At 48.4% G+C, this 20,420-nt stretch carries 17 protein-coding genes; 6 read left to right on the top strand and 11 right to left on the bottom strand.

Annotated features, from left to right (window positions below):
• Positions 1–102: 102 nt before the first annotated feature.
• Positions 103–2,817, top strand: a complete 2,715-nt coding sequence (locus tag E6C74_RS12735; RefSeq protein WP_136485757.1) for a bifunctional acetate--CoA ligase family protein/GNAT family N-acetyltransferase — start codon at positions 103–105, stop codon at positions 2,815–2,817.
• A 52-nt stretch (positions 2,818–2,869) separates the two neighbouring features.
• Here the strand turns inward: E6C74_RS12735 and E6C74_RS12730 are convergent, their stop codons facing one another.
• Positions 2,870–3,757: a LysR family transcriptional regulator gene (locus E6C74_RS12730; protein WP_136485755.1), complete on the bottom strand. Its 888-nt coding sequence runs from the start codon at positions 3,755–3,757 to the stop codon at positions 2,870–2,872.
• Between the two features lie 251 nt (positions 3,758–4,008).
• Between E6C74_RS12730 and E6C74_RS12725 the strand changes: the two genes are divergently transcribed.
• Positions 4,009–6,090 (top strand): TonB-dependent hemoglobin/transferrin/lactoferrin family receptor, encoded by a 2,082-nt coding sequence (locus E6C74_RS12725; protein WP_136485753.1) that lies wholly within the window; start codon positions 4,009–4,011, stop codon positions 6,088–6,090.
• A gap of 392 nt (positions 6,091–6,482) precedes the next feature.
• Here the strand turns inward: E6C74_RS12725 and E6C74_RS12720 are convergent, their stop codons facing one another.
• The 4 genes from E6C74_RS12720 to E6C74_RS12705 all read right to left on the bottom strand — a co-directional run bounded on the left by E6C74_RS12720 (position 6,483) and on the right by E6C74_RS12705 (position 9,188).
• A complete protein-coding gene (locus E6C74_RS12720; RefSeq protein WP_136485750.1) occupies positions 6,483–6,734 on the bottom strand; it encodes a hypothetical protein in 252 nt (83 codons plus the stop codon).
• A 1-nt stretch (position 6,735) separates the two neighbouring features.
• Positions 6,736–8,427 carry an SgrR family transcriptional regulator gene (locus E6C74_RS12715; protein ID WP_136485748.1) on the bottom strand — a complete coding sequence of 564 codons (1,692 nt, stop codon included), beginning with the start codon at positions 8,425–8,427 and terminating at the stop codon, positions 6,736–6,738.
• Positions 8,428–8,501: 74 nt separating this feature from the next.
• Entirely contained in the window at positions 8,502–8,735 is a 234-nt protein-coding gene (locus tag E6C74_RS12710; protein WP_136485746.1) for a DUF3389 domain-containing protein, read from the bottom strand.
• Positions 8,736–9,188, bottom strand: a complete 453-nt coding sequence (locus E6C74_RS12705) for a hotdog fold thioesterase (RefSeq protein ID WP_136485744.1) — start codon at positions 9,186–9,188, stop codon at positions 8,736–8,738. It lies immediately after the preceding gene.
• A 194-nt stretch (positions 9,189–9,382) separates the two neighbouring features.
• On the opposite strand from E6C74_RS12705, the gene E6C74_RS12700 reads away from it, so the two are divergent.
• Both E6C74_RS12700 and E6C74_RS12695 read left to right on the top strand, forming a co-directional pair.
• Entirely contained in the window at positions 9,383–10,177 is a 795-nt protein-coding gene (locus E6C74_RS12700) for a M48 family metallopeptidase (protein WP_136485742.1), read from the top strand.
• A 137-nt stretch (positions 10,178–10,314) separates the two neighbouring features.
• Positions 10,315–10,878 carry a PhnA domain-containing protein gene (locus E6C74_RS12695; RefSeq protein ID WP_168797023.1) on the top strand — a complete coding sequence of 188 codons (564 nt, stop codon included), beginning with the start codon at positions 10,315–10,317 and terminating at the stop codon, positions 10,876–10,878.
• A gap of 154 nt (positions 10,879–11,032) precedes the next feature.
• Here E6C74_RS12695 and E6C74_RS12690 read toward each other — a convergent pair whose 3' ends face one another.
• Together E6C74_RS12690 and E6C74_RS12685 are read right to left on the bottom strand one after the other, a co-directional pair.
• Positions 11,033–11,263, bottom strand: a complete 231-nt coding sequence (locus tag E6C74_RS12690; RefSeq protein ID WP_206208410.1) for a hypothetical protein — start codon at positions 11,261–11,263, stop codon at positions 11,033–11,035.
• Between the two features lie 538 nt (positions 11,264–11,801).
• Positions 11,802–13,538, bottom strand: a complete 1,737-nt coding sequence (locus E6C74_RS12685) for a bifunctional UDP-sugar hydrolase/5'-nucleotidase (RefSeq protein ID WP_136485738.1) — start codon at positions 13,536–13,538, stop codon at positions 11,802–11,804.
• 334 nt (positions 13,539–13,872) lie between these two features.
• Here E6C74_RS12685 and E6C74_RS12680 point away from each other — a divergent pair, with 334 nt between their 5' ends.
• Positions 13,873–15,504 carry an ATP-dependent endonuclease gene (locus E6C74_RS12680; protein WP_136485736.1) on the top strand — a complete coding sequence of 544 codons (1,632 nt, stop codon included), beginning with the start codon at positions 13,873–13,875 and terminating at the stop codon, positions 15,502–15,504.
• 17 nt (positions 15,505–15,521) lie between these two features.
• On the opposite strand, the gene E6C74_RS12675 is transcribed toward E6C74_RS12680, so the two are convergent.
• Together E6C74_RS12675 and E6C74_RS12670 are read right to left on the bottom strand one after the other, a co-directional pair.
• Entirely contained in the window at positions 15,522–16,004 is a 483-nt protein-coding gene (locus E6C74_RS12675; protein WP_136485734.1) for a DUF1097 domain-containing protein, read from the bottom strand.
• A 204-nt stretch (positions 16,005–16,208) separates the two neighbouring features.
• A complete protein-coding gene (locus tag E6C74_RS12670; RefSeq protein ID WP_136485732.1) occupies positions 16,209–17,114 on the bottom strand; it encodes a LysR substrate-binding domain-containing protein in 906 nt (301 codons plus the stop codon).
• A 222-nt stretch (positions 17,115–17,336) separates the two neighbouring features.
• On the opposite strand from E6C74_RS12670, the gene focA reads away from it, so the two are divergent.
• Positions 17,337–18,824, top strand: a complete 1,488-nt coding sequence (gene focA / locus E6C74_RS12665) for a formate transporter FocA (RefSeq protein ID WP_136485730.1) — start codon at positions 17,337–17,339, stop codon at positions 18,822–18,824.
• 204 nt (positions 18,825–19,028) lie between these two features.
• On the opposite strand, the gene E6C74_RS12660 is transcribed toward focA, so the two are convergent.
• Both E6C74_RS12660 and E6C74_RS12655 read right to left on the bottom strand, forming a co-directional pair.
• Positions 19,029–19,598: a YceI family protein gene (locus E6C74_RS12660; RefSeq protein ID WP_136485727.1), complete on the bottom strand. Its 570-nt coding sequence runs from the start codon at positions 19,596–19,598 to the stop codon at positions 19,029–19,031.
• Positions 19,595–20,134 carry a cytochrome b gene (locus E6C74_RS12655; protein ID WP_136485725.1) on the bottom strand — a complete coding sequence of 180 codons (540 nt, stop codon included), beginning with the start codon at positions 20,132–20,134 and terminating at the stop codon, positions 19,595–19,597. The genes E6C74_RS12660 and E6C74_RS12655 overlap by 4 nt, the downstream gene beginning before the upstream one ends.
• Positions 20,135–20,420 lie beyond the last annotated feature (286 nt).

Below are 20,420 nucleotides of genomic sequence, written 5' to 3'. Positions count from 1 at the left end.
CCGCATGCTGTCAGGATCACAACCAGATTAAATACAGTAACAGAGGTATAGGTTATTGGTTAAGATATATCCACGTCATCTGTGCGCGTGTGAGCCTAATTCATGAATAATTTAAGCCAGTTATTGAAACCGAAATCCGTTGCCGTGATCGGTGCATCGGTTCGCCCGTTCCGGGCCGGCAATATCGTGATGAAGAACCTGCTTCAGGGCGGCTTTGATGGTGCGATTATGCCCGTTACGCCTTATTATCCTTCAGTGTGCGGCGTTCTGGCCTATAAAACGATTGAGGCTTTGCCGCTGGTTCCTGACATTGCGATTCTATGTACACACGCTTCACGCAACACCGCTATTTTTCAGCAACTGGCTGAAAAAGGTGTGTCCTGCGTCATTGTGCTCTCGTCAGATATGCATACGCTGGATGCGCAAGGTAACGAGATTCAGCAGCAGTGCCAGTCGATCGCCAAAAGAGCCGGAATGCGTATTCTCGGCCCAAACAGCCTGGGGCTCATTCTGCCGTGGATAAATTTTAACGGTTCGTTCTCACCAGTTACCGCCCTGAAAGGTAATATTGCTTTCATTTCCCAGTCAGCCGCCGTGTGCACCACCATTCTAGATTGGGCGAACGATAAACAAATTGGCTTTTCAGCCTTTGTCTCCCTCGGCAACGCCAGTGATATTGAATTCTCAGACTTGCTCGATTGCCTCAGTACGGACAAACACACTGATGCTATTCTGCTCTACGTCGACACCATCCAGGACGCACGTCGGTTCATCTCGGCTGCTCGTGCAGCGTCGCGTAACCGCCGCATTCTGGTCCTCAAAGGTGGCCGCACTGCCGCTGGTCGTAAGGCGGCGCAAATGCACACCGGCGGTGATGATACGTTAGACATCATTTACGATTCGGCGATTCGGCGTTCCGGTATGCTGCGGGTCAACAACAGCCACGAATTATTCGCGGCAGTAGAGACCTTAACCCACTCGGTACCGCTGCGCGGTGAACGCCTGGCGATCATCACCAACGGTGGCGGGCCTGCGATTATGGCGATAGATACCCTGCTCGAACGCGGTGGTAAGCTGGCCGAACTGGAAGAGAACGTGTATGAGAAGCTTAACCAGTGCCTGCCACAAAGCTGGTCGCACAGTAATCCGATTGATATCGTCGGCGATGGTGACCACACGCGTTACGTGAATGCATTAAAAGCGGTGCTTGATGGCGACAACATTGACGCCATTTTGATTATGCACAGTCCTTCTGCGATTGCTCAGTCAGAGCAGACCGCACAAGCGATTGTGGATGTAATCAAATCACACCCGCGATCTCGTCGGTTTAATATTCTGACCAACTGGTCCGGAGAACAAACCGCCCGTCCGGCGCGACAAATCTTTGCCCAGGCCGGGATCCCCACTTACCGGACTCCGGAAAGCGCGGTGGTCGCCTTCATGCACCTGGTCGAATACCGCAGAAACCAGAAGCAACTGATGGAAACGCCCACCACAGCAGAAGCCGTTCACGTCTCAGAAGTGAACAGTGCCAAACAGTGGATTGACGAGCATCTGCAAGACAGTGATCAGGTCGAGCTGGATACCCACCAAATTGGCAGCCTGCTCAAATGTTTTAATTTCAGCGTCTTGCCGACCTGGATTGCATCCGATGCCAGTGAAGCGGTTCATATTGCGGAAACCATAGGGTATCCGGTCGCGGTGAAATTACGTTCTCCGGATATTACGCACAAATCCGATGTTCAGGGGGTCATGCTCAACCTGCGTAACAGCACCGAAGTGGCCAATGCCGCCCAGGCGATTCTCGACCGCACCCAACTCACCTATCCTTCGGCTAATATCCACGGCCTGCTGGTTCAGGGCATGGCCAAATTAGCCGGTGGTGAAGAGCTGCGAATTAAAGTTAAACATGACAACACCTTCGGGCCGGTGATTCTGCTCGGCCAGGGCGGTTCGGAATGGAATGAGGCGATCGATGCGGCTGCCGCGCTGCCGCCGCTTAATATGACCCTGGCCCGCTATCTGATTGTGCGGGCCATTCGCGGAGGTAAGATACGGCTGCAAAAACTGCCCGTCCCGATTGATGTGGATGGTCTGTCGGAGTTTTTGGTCCGAATCTCGCAAATGGTGGTCGAATGCCCGCAAGTACACGAACTGGATATTCATCCAGTTTTGGTCAACGGCAGCCAATTTACTATTCTCGATGCGGATTTAACGCTCAAGCGCTTTAAGGGTGATGCCCAGGGCCGGTTGGCTATCCGACCTTACCCATCAGAGATGGCGGAAGAAGTAACGGCAAAAGATGGTGACGTTGTCACGATACGCCCTATTCTGCCTGAAGATGAACCAGACCATGCCGCGTTTATTAAAAAGGTCAGCAAGGAAGATCTCTACAAACGCTTCTTTTCTGATGTCGGCGAATTCAACCATGAAGCCTTGGCCAATCTGACTCAGATTGATTATGACCGGGAAATGGCCTTCGTCGCTGTGACTCATCAGGGCGACAAGCCAGAAATTATCGGCGTGTCACGCGCGCTGATTAACCCGGAAAATACCGATGCCGAGTTTGCGATCCTGATCCGCTCTGATCTTAAGGGGAAAGGCCTGGGTAAAATTCTGATGGGTAAAATCATCGATTACTGCCGCAGTAAAGGCACCCTGCAGATGTCAGGCATGACAATGCCAACCAACCGTGGAATGTTAGGGCTGGCAAAAGGATTGGGATTTGCCGTGGACGTTCATTTTGAAGACGGGACCGCCGATATGGTCCTCAAGCTTGAAGCGGTGCAAGAAAATGAAGCCCGCCAAGCCATTTAGCCTGCCGGGCTGCGTCATCATTATGCCGCCAATACCTCAACGATGTTTCGGGTTAAACCAGAGACCAGTGCTTTTTGAGATACTGGATGCACCAGGATTTGGCTTCACCAATTTTGTTGCGGCGCCAGGCCATAATCAGTTCCATATGACTTTCCGGACTGCCCTCGATAATCTTCAGCTTACCTTCGGCAATCAGCGGTTCGGCGACGTGTTTCGGAATAGTGCCGATCCCTAGGCCGCTTAACAACGCCTGACATTTGGCATTAAAGTTTGTTACGGTAAGACGGGGCTGCTTTTGCAGAATGTTAACGCTCATTGCCGGCTGGTCACGTGCGGTGTCAGCAATCGCGATAGCGCGGTACTTTTGCCGTGCTTCGGCATCAAATCCACCAGTGCGTTTATGCACATAGTGATGGGTTGCAGCCACCCACACCATCTCCATACTGCCCAGCGTTTCTGCTTTGACATCTTGTGGCAAAGTTTCGATACGTGGACAAATTAACAAGTCAGCGCGATCGTCAGCCAAAGACTCCCAACAGCCGGCCAGAATCTCTTCCTGGAGACGAATCCGCGTTTTGCTGACATTTCCCAGAGCTTCGACCAGCGGAAAAAAGTTAGCAATAGGGATAATGCCGTCGAACGCTAAAGTAATATCAAGTTCCCAGCCATTCGCCAGCAGAGTGGAGTCATTGACCAGTTTTTCGGTCGCGTTCAGAATGCCACGCCCCCGTTCCAGGATCAGCTTACCCGCATCGGTAAAATTGGCTTTGTGTCCTGAACGATCAAAGATCATGATATCCAGATCCTGCTCGAGCTTTTGAATCTGGTAACTGAGTGAACTCGGCGCGCGATTGAGCTCATTTGCTGCCGCCGCAAAACTGCCCCGACGGTCAATGGCATCCAGAATATGGAGCGCCTCTAACGTAATTGGACTTTGCAAATTATTATCCTCTCATTACAGAATGGCATACCTCACAGTGATCTTCGTCACACTTAGTTAATAAAGTAAAAACTTTACAACTTGCCAGTCTAGTTTTATAACCAATTGATTAATATCAAAATAAACATACATTTATTCGCAGAGGATCACAAAAAATCGCAACAATACAAATGCAAATGATAGTAATTATTATTTAGATCCAATAAACTCTGCCGCCGACAACGTTAATGAACTATAACAAGGTAAAGCAGATGTATAATCGATCCTTATTGTCTATTGCTATATTGCTTGCGCTCTCTCCTACTGCTTATGCAGATGATAATGCCCCAACAGAAAAAATTGTGGTATCCGCGACGCGGACAAACACTCAAATTACCGATACCGCCGCGTCTGTCACGGTGATTGACGATAAAGAGATTGAAAAGAATCTGGTTTCGGATCTCGATAGCCTGTTCAAGTATACCCCGGGGGTAACTTTGGAGACGAACGCCAGACAAGGTGTTCAGAGTATCAATATTCGTGGTATTGAAGGCAACCGTATTAAGGTAATTGTGGACGGTGTGTCACAGGCCAACCAGTTCAACTCAGGCTCTTCTTTTGTAAACTCTTCGCGTGTTGAAGTGGATACCGATATGCTCAAATCGGTAGAGATTGTCAAAGGCGCGGCCTCCTCTTTACAAGGGTCTGATGCAATTGGTGGTATTGTCGCATTCGAAACCAAAGATCCGGCCGATATACTCAAAGGTCGCCATTTTGGTGGTTATGCCAAACTGCAATACGGCTCCGCGGACAAAACCTTCAGCGAGTCGATCGCTCTGGCTAATAAAACCGGCGATCTGGAGTCTCTGGTTGCCTACACTCGCCGTGATGGTGAGCAACAAGACAACTTTGGTAGCCCGGATGAAACCGACCACAGCGCAAATAACCTGTTGGTAAAACTGCAGTATCAACTCAATCCGGAGCATCGCCTGGAGTTCTCAGGCAACTTTATTCGTAATAAAGATGACCTGAAAGAGTTGGCATATAATGGTTACACTAATGCCAGCGGCCAGAACGAAACCGAACAGTACCAAATCGGCATTAAGCATATCTGGGATGCAGGTTTTCTGATTGCGGACCGCATCACCTGGCAAGCGGACTGGATGAGCAAAGAAGAAACCGGTATCACTGACCGTACCAGCTCTTCAACCGGTAATGTGCAGCACAAAGATTACCTGTATAAAGATGAAGGCATTCAGCTGGATGCCCAGTTTGATAAGTCTTTTGCCCTGGGTAGTTCCGATCACTACTTGGTCTACGGCGCCTCTTTCAGCGATAAAGATATCGAAAATACCAACAAAGAGTTTAACAGCGTCGGTTCTGACCAGGTGATTTTCTACATTCCAGAAGCGAGCGAAACCCGCTATGGACTGTTTGTTCAGGATGAAATTACCTTGGATGATTTTATCATCACTCCAGGCGTACGTTACGATTCATTTGAAACCAATCCGGGTGACGCCAGTGCGAACCCTAGCCTGAACGATGTCAGTGAATATACCAAGTACTCAGACTCGGCAGTAACCGCGCGTCTGGGCACCGTTTATAAAATGACTGAACAACATCGCTTGTTTGCCCAGGTCAGCCAGGGATTCCGCGCACCGGATTTCCAGGAATTGTACTACTCTTACGGTAACCCGGCCTTCGGCTATGTCAACAAGCCCAATCCGGATCTGAAATCAGAAAAGAGTCTCTCTTACGAGATGGGCTGGCGGTTCAATACCGATGCCAGCAGCACCGAAGTATCGGTATTCTACAGTGACTACGATGACTTCATCGACAATCAACTGGTTTCCGGTAGTTTTGCGACTCGCGATGCGGTGTATCAGTCAATCAACATCGACGAAGCAACAATCAAAGGCGTCGAATTCTCTAACCAACTATCATGGGACAGCTTCTTACCCGTTCAGGGTTTCAGCACCCGTATCGTTGCCGCATACAGTGAAGGTGAAGATGATGAAGGTAACCCGCTTAACAGCGTGAGCCCTTGGAACGCGGTGGCCGGTATCAATTACGATTCCGCCAGTGACTGGGGAACCAGCCTGACTCTGAACTACACCGCGAAGAAGAAACAGAGCGATATTAACGGCGATTACCAGCCGATTTCAGCCGCTACTGTGGTTGATATCACCGCTTACTACAAGCCGATTAAAGACCTCACCCTGCGCGCTGGTGTATTCAACCTGACGGATGAAGAGTACTACCACTGGAACGATGTTCGTGCTCAGTCTGCTGAAGATAAAGACCTGACGCAACCAAAACGTAACTTCTCACTGACGGCGAAGTACGAGTTCTGATTGAGTACACGAAGACTTAAACTAAAAAAGCCAGCGAAAGCTGGCTTTTTACATTTTACTCGTTTTGAGAAACTTAACTTATTCAAAAATGGATAAAAAAGATTGCGAATAGGTTAATTATTTGTTCTCAGCCATCTCTTTTTTGACCATAACGACAGCAGCAACGATAAAAGTAATGATTAACGCGAGTTCCATTGAATCCCCCTGGCAGAATTTTTAAACAGCAATATATAAACTGCGCGTAGTTTACCATTTTACCGCCATAATGGTAGTTTATTAACCAGAAAATGACAGTTTTTATAGATAAAAATCAAATTCTTTTCGGAAGCGGTAAAAACATATATTTTCTTTGCTGTATTTGTGAATTTTTACTCACTTAACTCTAAAAAAGGCTACTTTATCATCACCTTACCACCAGCAATTTTCAGCGCGGGCGTACCTCGAATTAAAGTAGAGCGGGCAAATTCACTGCCACATTGCGGGCAGATACCTTCATGCAGAGTAAAATCCTGACTAATCCTCTCTTTAAAGCATTTCACCAAAGCACCTTTGCCACCCTTGTGATATTTAAGCAACTGGGTACGGCATTTACTGCAGAATATATCGACGGTTTTTTCGGGTAACTTCTTACGTGGTTTTGCCATTTCAGTCCAACTCCGGCTTGACCCAGACCTGACTGAAATCAAACCAGCCTAACGCATTGCATTTTGCGTTTTGTAACGAACCACATTGATCTTTCGACACACCGAGCCAACAGTGGAACATAGGAACAATTTGCTGCTGTTCCACCAACGCTTTACCGAGTTCTTTAGCCGGAAATACCGCCTTCGCCTCTGCTCGCCATTCATCAACCAGCTCGCACCAGCTGTTAAAGTCATCGGCCCGGCTCATGTATTCGGTATCCGAGTAATTGAGCAGCCAGCCGGCTAGCGCGTCATCACGATGGTTCGCGATCCCCATGGCTTTTATCCAGATATCCACCTGTTCGACTTTCGCGACCGTTACTTCATATTTGATAAACTCTACATCAATACCATCTTCGTTAAGCAGTTGGCGAATCACTTGTGCCAAGGTGGGAAACATCGGGTGCTGGGCATGATAAGCTACGGTGACTTTGTGCGCTGACGGCGGCTGAATGCTGCTATTGCTCGGAGCCTGATGATACCAGCCCGGTTTCAGCCCGTACGCAGGCAGTACACCAAGCTCAACAACTTTCTCTTCAGGAAGACGCCGGAACAGGTTCAGTGTGCTGAGTTTATTCTGAAAATAAGTCGCCCATTGATCATTCGCAGCGATACCGTTTTTGCGGTTAAGCAACAGATAGGTACAACCGGGATCGAGTTCGACATCCTCGGTAAACGATCCACGAGCTGTTTTGATTGGATTCGACAGGCTCGGGAACACCAGTGAAGAATGCGCTTCATCAATGACCCAGACTTCAATTCTGTCCAGCAGTGGCCGGAATCCGAAATAGCCGTCATAAGCCTGTAATACCAAACGTTTCTCGTCATTGACGACGACTTTGTAAGGCCCGCTGCCAATCGGCATCAGGTCGAAATTATCCGGGCGTTCCGCTTCGGGTAACAAGATTTTGGCACACGCTTCAGCCATCAGCAGCGGCAGACGATGATCCGCTTTTTGCAGGTGCACGTCGACCACCCAGTCTCCCGGAGAATCAACCCGGTCAATATGAGCAAATAAGTTAACAAACCGCAGCGCCCACAGACTCTGCTTCACAACCTCGGTAGTCAGTAGTTCGCCGTTATGAAAACGAACCCCCGGACGCAAATAAAAACGCCATTGCAGAGGTGTGATCGCCTGCCAGGTATGAGCTAAATCCGGCTGCAGCTGTTCATCTTCATCCAGTCGGGTTAAGCCACTGAAAATTTGTCGGGCGATGTGCTGCTCCGAGCGGCGCATCGGTTTGGCGGGGTTAAGAATAGAAAGCGGACGATAATACGGCAGACGTACAACCTGCAAACCTTCCTGATGCTGAACGCCAAGGTAGCTTTGAATCACCTGAGTCAGCTTAGCCGCATCCTGATCCAGTACAGAGAGAGCCTGACCAATTTTGCCTTCATCCAGATAACGGCGGGCCAGCGTTTCGCTGACATCAGAGCGACTACGCTTGAAAATCAAGCGCGATAACTTACCCCGTCCGGCCGCCGGATGCCATTCCAGCCAACCGGCCTCTTCCATCTTATTGAGCACTATCCGCGCGTTCCGACGGGTACAGAACAGAATCTCTGTGACGTCCTCTAACTGGGTTTCAGCATCAAGACCGTTGAAGTGTTCAAACAGGGTTTCAAACTGGATTCGTAACCGCGGGCTGCTCATAAAGGAGGAAATCTCTTAGATCGATATTGTTCAGATATTTTCCTTATTTTAGGCTCATATTACAAGTGGGCGTGTCACAGGATTTCACACCCTAGTTCAGCCGCAATCTGCTGCAACTGCTGTTCGTTATCCAGCTTGATTGACCACTTGGCTTCACTACCATTGACCGAGATAACATTCGCGCCTTTTCCGATCAGCTGTACAGCCTCGCTTTGTGCTTGCAGTGTGACTCGATGTTCACCATTGAGGCGGACAACCAGTTCAAAGGGCGTCACAACGATTTTTCCGCTTTTAAAATCAATAACCATTCAGACACCGCTATTTAGTTTTTGTTTGTTGTTTTTCGCTTTCTGCACAGCCATCGTCAAACGACTGGTGCATACCAGGCGGCCGCGCGGATCCGTAATGGTAATCTGCCACACCTGAGTCGAGACGCCCAAATGCAGTGGCTCTGCTTTGCCAGTCACATGCCCTTCACGCATAGAACGGATATGGTTGGCATTAATATCCAGACCGACACAATACGAGTCATCATCCACACAAAAGTTTGCCGCAACCGAACCCAGAGTTTCCGCCAGTACCACGGATGCCCCGCCATGTAACATGCCTAACGGCTGGTGAGTAAAATGGCATACCGGCATTGTGGCCGAGATAAAGTTATCGCCGATTTCGCTGTAAACAATATTAAGGTGTTCAATCAATGTATTAGCCGATGTGCGATTGAGGATCTCAAGACTGATCGGCTTTTTCCAAATTTCCATGCAGTATTCCTGACGGTGATAAATCGCTGTCTGCGCAGCCCGGAGCAAGGCATGCGAGCGACATTAACGATAAAAAATATGGTAACGAGCTGAATGATAATGACAAACCGCCAAAATCATTCCATTTTTCTTGCGTCATGTTAGGATTTAAATCTATCACATTTTATTCGTGTTGTTTTGATCGGGAGACTCCAATGCGTTCATGGACCAAAGCCTGCTGTGCGCTGGCTGTTATCGGTTTAACAGCCTGCTCGGCATCACCAACCGGGCGTAACCAACTGCTACTTTTTTCCAGCCAGGATATGACCAGCCTGGGTGACCAGTCATTTAGCCAGATGAAGCAGGAAGTGCCAATTAATCAGGACGCAAAAACCAATGCGTATGTACAGTGTGTGGCTAACGCGATTACCCGCCAGATCCCTAAACAAAGTGGCTTTGATAACTGGGAAGTGGTGGTATTCAACAGTGATGAAGTTAACGCATTTGCCCTGCCGGGCGGTAAGATCGGCGTTTATTCCGGTCTGTTGAAAGTCGCAGTTAATGAAGATCAACTGGCGACCGTGCTGGGTCATGAAGTCTCCCACGTCCTCGCCAACCATAGTAACGAACGCCTGTCCCAAACCCAGTTAGCCAATGTCGGCATGCAAATTACCGATGTTGCGATCGGTTCTACCCAGTATGCTCAATATAAAGAAGCAACCATGGCCGCGCTCGGCCTGGGTGTGCAATATGGCGTAATACTGCCTTATGGCCGCTCGCAGGAGTCTGAAGCCGATATTGTAGGCCTGGAATTGATGGCCAAGGCTGGTTTTGATCCTAAGCAGAGTATTGAACTGTGGAAAAATATGGATAAAGCCTCAGGTGGCGGTCAACCGCCTGAACTGCTCTCTACCCACCCTTCACACAATACCCGAATTAAAGACCTGACGGCTAAAATCCAGTCGATGCCCGCTTTTTCGACCCCGCGTCCTAACTGTGGCAGTGCTTAATTACAGCGATTGTGGGTTATTTATCAGCAATTATCGGTAAATAACCCACTGATTTTAAGTGTAAGTCAGAATATCCCTTTCTTTCTTGTGTGTAACGTGGATAATACGCGCTTACTAAAATTTATAAGGTGGGACTTATGTCTACTGAAGCAACACTACTTGAGCGCTGCGAATCTAAATGTGAACTTTGTGCAGCCCAATCTTCACTGTCTCCTTTCGTGGTGGCGCCGCATACTCAAATCACTGTCGATCACGCGGTTATGCTGTGTGATACATGTAAAGGTCAGATTGAAGAGCCAGAGACAGTAGATGTAAACCACTGGCGTTGTCTGAATGACAGCATGTGGAGCCAGGTGCAGCCGGTTCAGGTACTGGCATGGCGTCAACTAAAGCGCTTGTCAGCAGAAAGCTGGGCTCAGGACCTGCTGGAAATGATGTACCTGGACGAAGAAACCCAGAAATGGGCAGAAATCGGCCTGGACGACGACGCTGAAAAACCGCGTGATGTGAACGGCGTTGAACTGAAAAAAGGTGACGACGTAACGGTAATCAAAGACCTGCCGGTGAAAGGCTCTTCTATGGTGATCAAACAAGGCACTGTCGTTCGTGGCATTAGCCTGAGCGACGATCCTAAGCACGTTTCAGGCAAGGTCAACGGCCAGTCAATGTTCATCATTGCTGAGTACTGCCGTAAGAAATAAGTCTGAGTGGTCAGATTAATGTTCTTGGAAGACTAATCCGTTAAGTTCTTGGAAGATTAATCCGTTAAATTCACAGAATGCAAAAAGAGCCTTTCAAAGGCTCTTTTTATTTTTGCGCTTTGCTGTCACGCATTCAGCTTAACTGTTTCAGCCATTAGCAAGCTTTCAACCAATGATTGTCGTGCTCTTCGAGTACAATGTCAGTCATCATCACTTCTGCTTCAGCAACGGCCAGTTTTTGCAGTAGTAAACCCAGGTTACTGTCTTCATCGATTGACTCTAAAAAGAGTTGTCGCATCGTCGCATCGACGTTTTTAGGAATCGAGGTTTCACCTTTTTCGGTTTGATAAGGGCCTTCATGAAAACGATTAGATGTACTTTTCAAAACACACAAAACCTGTTGAATCGTGATTTTGCGCTCTAGCAACCTTTCCCTTGCGTGTTTGAAAACTTCACCCGGGCTGTATGATTTTCCACCAGGTCTCTTAGGATACGTTTTGCTGATTTTGGTGTAAGCGGAAATTCCGCAATTTTCAAAGGCTCTGAACTACTCATCCATTAAACGTCCTTAGTAACTTTATATCAGACTGATATAATCATGAAAAAATGATAAGATTTAGTCAACTTAATTATATCAATTTGATACAAGAATGGTTTGACCCTATCTAACCTGGACGAGCTGCATACTGACAGATATTGTGCGGTTAAATAACGTCCGGTGTCCGAAAGCAAAAAGGAGCGCAATCGCACTCCTTTTTCTTATATCCCGGCTAAGGGCAGTACGTAGACAAGTACGGACCACACGCCAACCCAGGCTGCCACGACCGCGGCATCAAACCAATCGTTACCCCACATCCTTTCCTCCGGTACGTTGTCGACCTGGAAACAGAGTCCTTATAAGCTGGAGCAAAGAGTGTGCCACATTAGCGGGAGCTGCTGGTCAACGCCGCCTGCGAATGGTGACTGAGTAGATCAGGGTAGTCAGTCAGGACTTCAATAAAGGCATCGGCCATCGACACATTGGTCACTATCCCTTCATCTTTCATGTTCAGCAAAGCGTCATAGCCCTCTTTGCCTTTCATGGTATAAGCGGACGACGTTCCACAATAATATTGATGGGCTTCAACAGTTTGCCATTCGCTGCCCAACAAAATTTTAAGCTGGCTGATGCGCTCGCCTTTCGGTTTTTCCGCATCGTAATCAAACTTGAGATGACAGGTATAAGGATAGCTGCCGGAGCCGGTTCCTTCGACGCCGTTGTTAATCGCATTATTGATCGCCCCTTCCAGCGTATCGGCAATGATTTGCCCGCTGACGTGATAGACCCCGATAGGAACGGCAAACGGCAACAGCTTCCCGGCAATATCTGCCACCGTGACCTTGCCGGGCAGGATTGAAGTACGTACACCTCCGGCATTATGGATAGCAAACTGAACCGGATATCCGCGGCTTTGCATCGCATGCACAAAGGATTGCGCCACCAGGGGTGCCAGCTGGCTGGGGCCCTCATCATCAGGAATGCGTACATGGCGGCGCGTGTGTGATGCTTGCGCTACCACCTGATTCTGCAACTCGCGTACGCGGGGAATGTATTTGTTGAGCAGAATGCCCTGCACCTTTGGATCTTTTTTACATACCACCACGTTGGGATGGTTGTTGACCCATTCGCAGGCTTCAAGGTGCGCTGAATCACTGCCAGCTTCATTCATACTCGCATCCAGGAACAGACGACGGCCCAACAACAGCTCATTACGCCCCTGAAAACTGATCACCTTACCCTGCTCATCAAAATCGATATGACAGTGACCAAGCGACAGCGCATGTAAACCAGCCTGAACCACGTAGGTCTCATTGATATGCTGACCATACGCCTCTTCACGAGATAATCCCAGCGCACTAAAGTCACCCTGTAACACATGACTGTGGCCACCTACAATCAGGCTGATGCCATCGACCTTTGCCGCCAGTTCTTTATCGGCCTGATAGCCCAGATGGCTGACCAGGATAATTTTATTGATGCCAGCACGGTGAATTTCATCAATGGTGTTACGCGCAGTCTCTAAGGCATCAACAAACGGAGTATCACTGTCCGGGTTGGCGATATCGGCCATTTTATCCAGCGACAATCCAAACAGTGCAACCTGGGAGTCTCCGGCAGGCTTAGTAATCCAGTTCGCGCAACGGCGTGCAGTATCGTACGCTTTTACTTTGCGGTTCTCAGACAGACGATAGGCCTTGTTGGCTCGCTCTGCCGATAAATCCCAGTTACCGGCCAGCAACGGAAAGTTGATTCGCTCGGCAAATTGCGCGACCGGTTCGTTGCCCATATCCAGTTCATGATTGCCGAGGGTCATCGCGTCAATGTTCAGAGCATTGAGCATGTCGGCGTTGGCTTTGCCTTTGAATAGGGAAAAATAGAGCGTACCCTGAAAACAGTCGCCGGCATGGACAAACAAAAAGCTGCGTTGCATGCGCTTAGCATCCTCCCGCAACTGATGAATTCGGGTCGCAATGCGGGCAAAACCGCCCGCACTGACGAAAGGCATCATTTTATTACCCTGGATTTCCAGAGTCAGCTGCAGAGAGGTTGGTTCGAAGTAAGAATGGGTATCGTTGATGTGAGCCAGAGTGACGGACGTTATCTCTTTTGTTTTATTCATATCATTTTTATCTCTTTTTTCTCTCTTTCATCCTAGCCATGTGATCATGACAGAAACGTGACTTTTATGAAATGGCTTTGAAAAGAAACTTACCCACTTAGACGTACATCACATTTAACGCGTATAAAGTGATGTAAACAGGGAGGAAATCAGGCAGAGGACTACAACCATCGATAGGTTTTAGGCAACAAAAACAGAAAATTTTTATTCTGCTTCAAGCATTTATTTAACTATTGCAACGAGTTTGTGAAGTATCCATCGGCCGAAACACGCTTTTTCCTTTATTCTTTAACAAAAGAACTCAACACGAACATCTAGCAAGGAAGTTGAGCCTATGCATTTAGAGCGAATTGAAGTATCAGGTTTTCGTGGCATTCGTCGTTTATCGCTCACATTCGATGACCTTACCACTTTGATCGGTGAAAATACCTGGGGTAAATCGTCGCTGCTCGACGCACTTGCGGTGATGATGCCAGCCAATGGCGAACCATATAAGTTCGAATTGCAGGACTTTCACGTCGACTATTCTATCTCGCACCCGCAGACCCAAGACATCCAGATCATTCTCAGTTTTATCGCCTCGGACCGCAAGGAGCCTAAAGCAGGCCGTTACCGCAGTCTCAAACCGGTGTGGCGCGAAGATGAGGAGGGCCAGAGCCGGATTATCTATCGCATCAGCGGCTCACGGGTGCAATATAATATTACCACTGACTACGCATTCCTCGATTTGGATGGCAATCCTATCGCGATTCATCATCCGGAAAACCTCGCTAAAGAATTGATGACCTTACATCCTGTTATCCGCCTGCGCGATTCCCGTCAGTTTGAGCGTCCGTTTGATAACAAGCACGATGTAAACTCCCGGGTGGAAAAGCGTATCAATAATACTTGCCGGCGTTTGATGGCGATTCCCGGTCATGTCAATAAAGGCGAAATGCGCAGTAGCCTCAATGCGATGCACGCTCTGGTAGAGCACTATTTCTCCTTCAAAGATCAGGGGCGCAAAAATCCGCGCCGAGAGCGGGAAAGCCTGGTTTACGGCACACCAACCAATGAAAAAAATCTGACTCAAATTGTTGATGAAACCAAAAACCGCCAGACTCGTTTGCTGCTACTGGGTTTATTGAACGCCTATCTGCAGGCCAAGGGGCCCCATCAGCTGCGGCGTTTTGCGCGTCCGATTCTGATCATTGAAGATCCTGAGGGCCGTCTGCACCCGACACACCTCGCCCGCGCGTGGAGCTTACTGGCCCTGCTGCCAATGCAGAAGATCCTCACCACGAACAGTGGCGACCTGCTCGGCTCGGTACCGCTGCATTCGATTCGCCGCCTGGTGAGAAAGTCCGACCGCACCGTCGCCACCAGCATGCCGGTCAAAGGTTTAGGCCAGGATGAACTGCGCCGCATCGGCTTTCACATTCGTTTCCATCGCTCCGGCGCATTATTTGCCCGTTGCTGGCTGCTGGTCGAAGGTGAAACTGAAGTATGGTTATTCAGCGAACTGGCGCGCCAATGCGGCTATAACCTGGCGGCAGAAGGTGTGCAGATTATTGAGTTTGCTCAGTCGGGGCTGAAATCTTTAATCAAGGTGGCCAAAGCCTTTGGTATCGAATGGCACGTCGTCACTGATGGCGATGCCGCCGGTAAAAAGTACGCGGCAACGGTTCAGGGGATGTTGGGCCATGACCAGGAACGTCATCGCCTCACCGAATTACCGGATCGGGATATTGAGCATTTTCTCTATGCTCACGGTTTCGAATTCTTCTTTAAAGACATGGTGAAAATCCCCCATGACCATCCAATTCCGGCCAAGAAAGTCGTTACCAGAGTACTGAAAAAACATGCCAAGCCTGATCTGGCGCTGGCTATTGTCTCCCACTGTGAGGAGAACGGCGTGGATTGTATTCCAGTGTTACTGCGCTGGACCTTAAAACGGGTTATTACCATGGCAAACGGGAATACATAACGTAAAGCAAAACAGCCTCAGGCTGACTGACTAGTCGAGTGCGCTGATGCGTATTGCGCGCGGCGGTGTAACCAGACACCGCTGCTTTTCATTAGATAACCGAAGACGCCACCGAGCAGCAGTGAGGGAATCACAATTTTCCATTCACCATGAGCAGCAAATGTTGCTGCCGAACCGATAAATGTTCCGGGGATGTATGCCAGCCACTGCTTTTTGGCCTGAATACACATAAAGAATGCGATCAGCGCAGTGACAGCGTAACCCAAAACATCAAGGCTCAGAAAGTCTGACGCATAGATGATCACCATCGCCCAGAACACACCACTAAGATTAGTCACCAGGCTCTCAGCCAAACCACGTAAACCTTCCTTTGGGGAAGCAAAGTAACTGGTACAACCCAGAAAGCCTGCCCAGGACAGTAGTCCAAGTGATACGGCGAGCCAGCCCCAAATGCCCGATAAGATTCCTGTGGTCAGTGAAATGGTAAATAAAGTACTCATAGTATCCTCTGAGAAATCACATCACGCTGGGTGTGACATCGTTAATCAAGCCAGAATACTAAGAGCTAAACACTTTGGATAAAAGAGACATTTGTCACACTTATAATGCAACAATAAATTATTTCATTATTTTTGTGTGACGCAATCGATATACCATCAGAAAAAGTTAACGTCCGGTGTCACTCTCGGCTCTCATCTCATCGGTTACATCACCAAAGGACGCCCTTTCATCATTCGCAACCCTTCTCGTCTGATGCAGTCAGCCAGAGGATTCTCCGCCCTATCCGCCCGCCATACAAAGGACAAGGTTCTCTCCATTTTCAGCTCAGGCACATTCAGTGCGACCAGGTGACCGCTTTCAATGTGTTTTTCAACATCCAGATACGGCAAACAACTGAGATACGACCCCTGAGCCACCAGAGATCTCAGCACTGGTACATGTTCATACTCACGCCATACATTGAGCTCTGTCATCAGATTATGTACACAACTGTCAAACGTTCGCCGGGTGCCGGAACCGGGTTCCCTTAACACCCACTTGGCCTGCTCAAGCTGCGCCAGACTCACTTCAGAGTGTTTGGCATAAGGATGATGCGCAGCCGCAACGACGATCAGATGGTCCCGGCACCACACTTCCTGTTGGATACGGTTGTCATCACAACGTCCCTCGATGATGCCCAGATCGTACTGATAATCAAGAACACCACTGATCACTGCCTGGGTTCTTCGTACCCCGAGTTCGATCCGAATCTCAGGAAAATCACTATCAATAATACTGATGAGATCGGGGACTAAATGTTCAGCCGGAGTCTGACTGGCCCCGAGGCGAATCACGCCACTCAACAAATGCTGATCATAAAACCCCATTTCAATCCGCTGTGCGTCTTGCAGCAGCGTCTTGGCTTTAGGTCTGAGCCACATTCCCCAGTGGGTCAGCGCCATCTGTTTCCCTTGACGTTCAAAGAGCGGACGCCCGAGCATTTTTTCAAGCTGAGCCAACGACATACTGGTTGCAGATTGCGTCAGCGCGAGCTTATCCGCCGCCATACTGACACTGCCGAAGTCGGCCACCGCATCAAATACTGCTAATTGTTTTAATGAGTACCGCATTGATATTCCTATCTCTCTAAATGGCTTTCCAGTCATGAGCAAACAGTTTCACTTCACTGATGCGATCACTATATCAGTGAAATTTATAAGGGTATTGAGAATTATCAATTTTACCTAACCTAGCCTGAGCCTTACTCTCCCCGCTATTGCACACTCCGTGTGTGGTTTATTGGCACGGTAACTTAGGTTGCCGCTGAATATTGATTGTATTAGGGAGCTAAGATGTCGACTGCATATTCCGATAACCAAAACTATTTTTCGCCATACGAAATGATGGCTGAGGCAGAAAAATTCGCGCTAAGTAAAGCCAAAAAGACCAGTGGTATGACGCTGAGCCTGGCGATGATGGCTGGCGCGTTCATCGGCCTGGCCTTTCTGTTTTACATTACCGTCACCACCGGCAGTGAGGGTGCTGGTTGGGGACTGAGCCGGCTGGCCGGCGGAGTCGCCTTCAGTATGGGCCTGATTCTTATTGTGATTTGCGGTGGTGAATTATTTACCAGCTCAGTGTTGTCGAGTATCTCCTGGGCCAACAAGCAAATAAGTTTTGGAAAAATGCTTTCTATCTGGGGCAAGGTTTATATCGGTAACTTTATCGGTGCTTCTTTCCTGTTACTGCTGGTCAGCGCTGCCGGACTTTATCAAATGGACCATGGTCAATGGGGGCTGAATGCGCTCAATATCGCTCAGCACAAATTGCACCATACCCTATTGGAAGCCTTTGCTCTTGGTGTGCTTTGTAACTTATTAGTGTGTCTCGCTATCTGGCTGACATTCAGCTCCGCGAATGCGATGACCAAAGCCGTGATGACAATCATGCCGGTTGCCATGTTTGTCTCCAGTGGCTTTGAACACTGTGTCGCTAACATGTTTATGATTCCACTTGGCATCACCATCCATGCTTTTGCACCAGACAGTTTCTGGCAGCATCTGGGCGTCGACTCAGCGCAATATGCGGATCTGAATATTCGCAACTTCATCAGCGCTAACCTGATCCCGGTGACTCTGGGCAATATTGTCGGCGGTGCAGTGTTAGTCGGCTTGTCTAACTGGTTTATCTATCGCCGCCCTCATTCTGCTCCCACTCCTATCGCTATTATCACGAACACCACCGTACTCGCGTCAACTAAGGCCATTACTATGAAACATAAAACTACCATTAAAGAGATGATGAACGTCAAACCAGTCACACTGACAACTGACGTTACAACACCTGCTGCTATTGAAACGTTAGTCAGACACAATTTGAACAGCGCGCCGGTGCTGGATCAACATGGCCGCTTGGTTGGCGTGATTTCAGCCCATGACATCATGGTCGACCTTTGGTGTCAGGATTATCTACCAAGCGCAGAGCAGACCGTAGTGGATTTGATGACTCGCGATGTGATTGCTATTGATGTTCATGACAAACTGGTTGATGTGGTTGAGTTCTTCTGTATCGATAAACAGCAGCTCTTCCCGACAACCAATATGGGCATTGCAACCCAGTTTAATTCACTGTCGGTCGAAGAACGCGCCAAAAGCATGAAAGTCAGTAAACCCCATATGTTGCCAGTACTGGAAAACGGTCAGTTTGTCGGTATTCTGGAGCGCAACGATGTGCTCGCAGCGCTGCGTCCGGTCTACAGTGAAACATTCGCACTTGAAGATAAACATAATCACCCCCGCAAAGATGACCTTAACGAACAGCAAACGTTAGCACGCGCCTAATAGACTGCGCATCGTTACTAAACTAATAGCTGATAGCCAGCTTAAGTTTTTTTGATGAGTGTGAAATTACACAAAAAAGCCCCGTCAGGGGCTTTATCTTACATTTGCGTTAGTCTTTATTTCACGTCAGTCGCCTTTATTTCACGTCACTCGCTTTGAAATACGCGTAAATCACCTTAATGGCAACTCTGAGTGATCAGACGATTACTGCTTCACACCTTCGATGTAAAGTTGCATGTCCGCGTATGTGGTTGGTCCCATCTCGGCGATGTTGAAGTCTTTCAACTCAAGACGTGTCGTACCGGCAAAACCAGCACGCTCACCACCCCAAGGGTCTTGACCCGCACCGATGAATTCAGCATCGATAGTGATTGGTTTGGTTTGACCATGCAGAGTCAGGTCACCGGTTACAGCCAGTTTGCCGTCACCTTTATCAACCACTTTGGTACTGGTGAATGTCGCTGTTGAGTATTTTGATGCATCAATGAAATCTGCGCTGCGAATGTGCTTGTCACGCTCTGCGTGGTTAGAATCCAAGCTGGTCGTATCGACTGTTACCGACACTTTTGATGCTTCAACGTTGGCGGGATCGTAAGAGAATTCGCCACTGAATGTGTTGAAACGCCCCATAGTAAAGCTGTAACCCAGGTGGCTGACTTTGAAGTTGATTGACGCGTGAGCGCCTTTCGTGTCAATCACGTAGTCCGCTGCGCTTGCACCGAATGGTAGTGCCATAGCCAGTGCCAGGCCAGATGCCAATAACGTCTTTTTCATTTTGATGCTCCTATCATTTTGCGTAGCGTATTATCTTTATTGATAAAATGGTGCTTCAATGCTGCCAGTGCGTGTAGTACCGCTACCCCGATCAGCGTCCAAGCTGCATAAACATGGATTAACCCGGCCAAATCTGACTGCCCGTCGAACAGGGCGCCAGCACCAGGAACCGAGAACCAGTTGAATACGTCAATACCGCGACCGTCTTCAGTCGAAATAAGGTACCCGGAGACAAAGAGAACGATTAAGTCCAGATAAATAAAGCCATGCGCCAATTTTGCTGACACTTTTTCCCAGGCTGCACCGTCTATTTTTGGTGACAGCGTCACTGCTTTCCAGACAATACGGAACATAGTCAGGGCCGCCAGTAAGATACCTACCGATTTGTGCAGATGTGGGGCTTCCTGATACCACGTACTGTAGTAAGACAGGTCCACCATCCAGATCCCCACCGCAAACATCCCTATCACGACGATAGCAGACAGCCAGTGAATTATCTGTAAGGTTCGGTTGTAATGGGTTACTTCAGTACTCATTTCGTCTCTCTTTACTGGTAATCAGAATAAAATAGCCCAATCAGTGAACTACAACATATTCGCAACAGAGTATTTCTGAATATTAGGGTCACGAATAGACAGGTACTTTGATGTAGTCGTTCAATTTATTTGAAGTAAAAGGGCCATCGCACCACACCATGAAATCATTTTTTATTTCAAAATGATAGACTTAATTCATTGCCGCTGATTTTTTCATCGCCTCGCCATCATTCGTATCATGTGTCTTTACTTTGATGAAACCAGGTTGGTTATTTGTAACAAACTC

Origin of the sequence: Vibrio sp. H11, assembly GCF_004804295.1 — a bacterium.
Taxonomy (GTDB): Bacteria; Pseudomonadota; Gammaproteobacteria; order Enterobacterales; family Vibrionaceae; genus Vibrio; species Vibrio ostreae.
Note: the sequence above shows the minus strand (reverse complement) of the source record. Positions and strands in the feature narration are given on the sequence as shown.

Bases quoted from the DNA above. Each gene is read 5' to 3' on its own strand.
- E6C74_RS12735 (WP_136485757.1), top strand. From the start codon at position 103: ATGAATAATTTAAGCCAGTTATTGAAACCGAAATCCGTTGCCGTGATC.
- E6C74_RS12725 (WP_136485753.1), top strand. From the start codon at position 4,009: ATGTATAATCGATCCTTATTGTCTATTGCTATATTGCTTGCGCTCTCT.
- E6C74_RS12720 (WP_136485750.1), bottom strand. From the start codon at position 6,734: ATGGCAAAACCACGTAAGAAGTTACCCGAAAAAACCGTCGATATATTC.
- E6C74_RS12715 (WP_136485748.1), bottom strand. From the start codon at position 8,427: ATGAGCAGCCCGCGGTTACGAATCCAGTTTGAAACCCTGTTTGAACAC.
- E6C74_RS12710 (WP_136485746.1), bottom strand. From the start codon at position 8,735: ATGGTTATTGATTTTAAAAGCGGAAAAATCGTTGTGACGCCCTTTGAA.
- E6C74_RS12705 (WP_136485744.1), bottom strand. From the start codon at position 9,188: ATGGAAATTTGGAAAAAGCCGATCAGTCTTGAGATCCTCAATCGCACA.
- E6C74_RS12700 (WP_136485742.1), top strand. From the start codon at position 9,383: ATGCGTTCATGGACCAAAGCCTGCTGTGCGCTGGCTGTTATCGGTTTA.
- E6C74_RS12695 (WP_168797023.1), top strand. From the start codon at position 10,315: ATGTCTACTGAAGCAACACTACTTGAGCGCTGCGAATCTAAATGTGAA.
- E6C74_RS12685 (WP_136485738.1), bottom strand. From the start codon at position 13,538: ATGAATAAAACAAAAGAGATAACGTCCGTCACTCTGGCTCACATCAAC.
- E6C74_RS12680 (WP_136485736.1), top strand. From the start codon at position 13,873: ATGCATTTAGAGCGAATTGAAGTATCAGGTTTTCGTGGCATTCGTCGT.
- E6C74_RS12675 (WP_136485734.1), bottom strand. From the start codon at position 16,004: ATGAGTACTTTATTTACCATTTCACTGACCACAGGAATCTTATCGGGC.
- E6C74_RS12670 (WP_136485732.1), bottom strand. From the start codon at position 17,114: ATGCGGTACTCATTAAAACAATTAGCAGTATTTGATGCGGTGGCCGAC.
- focA (WP_136485730.1), top strand. From the start codon at position 17,337: ATGTCGACTGCATATTCCGATAACCAAAACTATTTTTCGCCATACGAA.
- E6C74_RS12660 (WP_136485727.1), bottom strand. From the start codon at position 19,598: ATGAAAAAGACGTTATTGGCATCTGGCCTGGCACTGGCTATGGCACTA.
- E6C74_RS12655 (WP_136485725.1), bottom strand. From the start codon at position 20,134: ATGAGTACTGAAGTAACCCATTACAACCGAACCTTACAGATAATTCAC.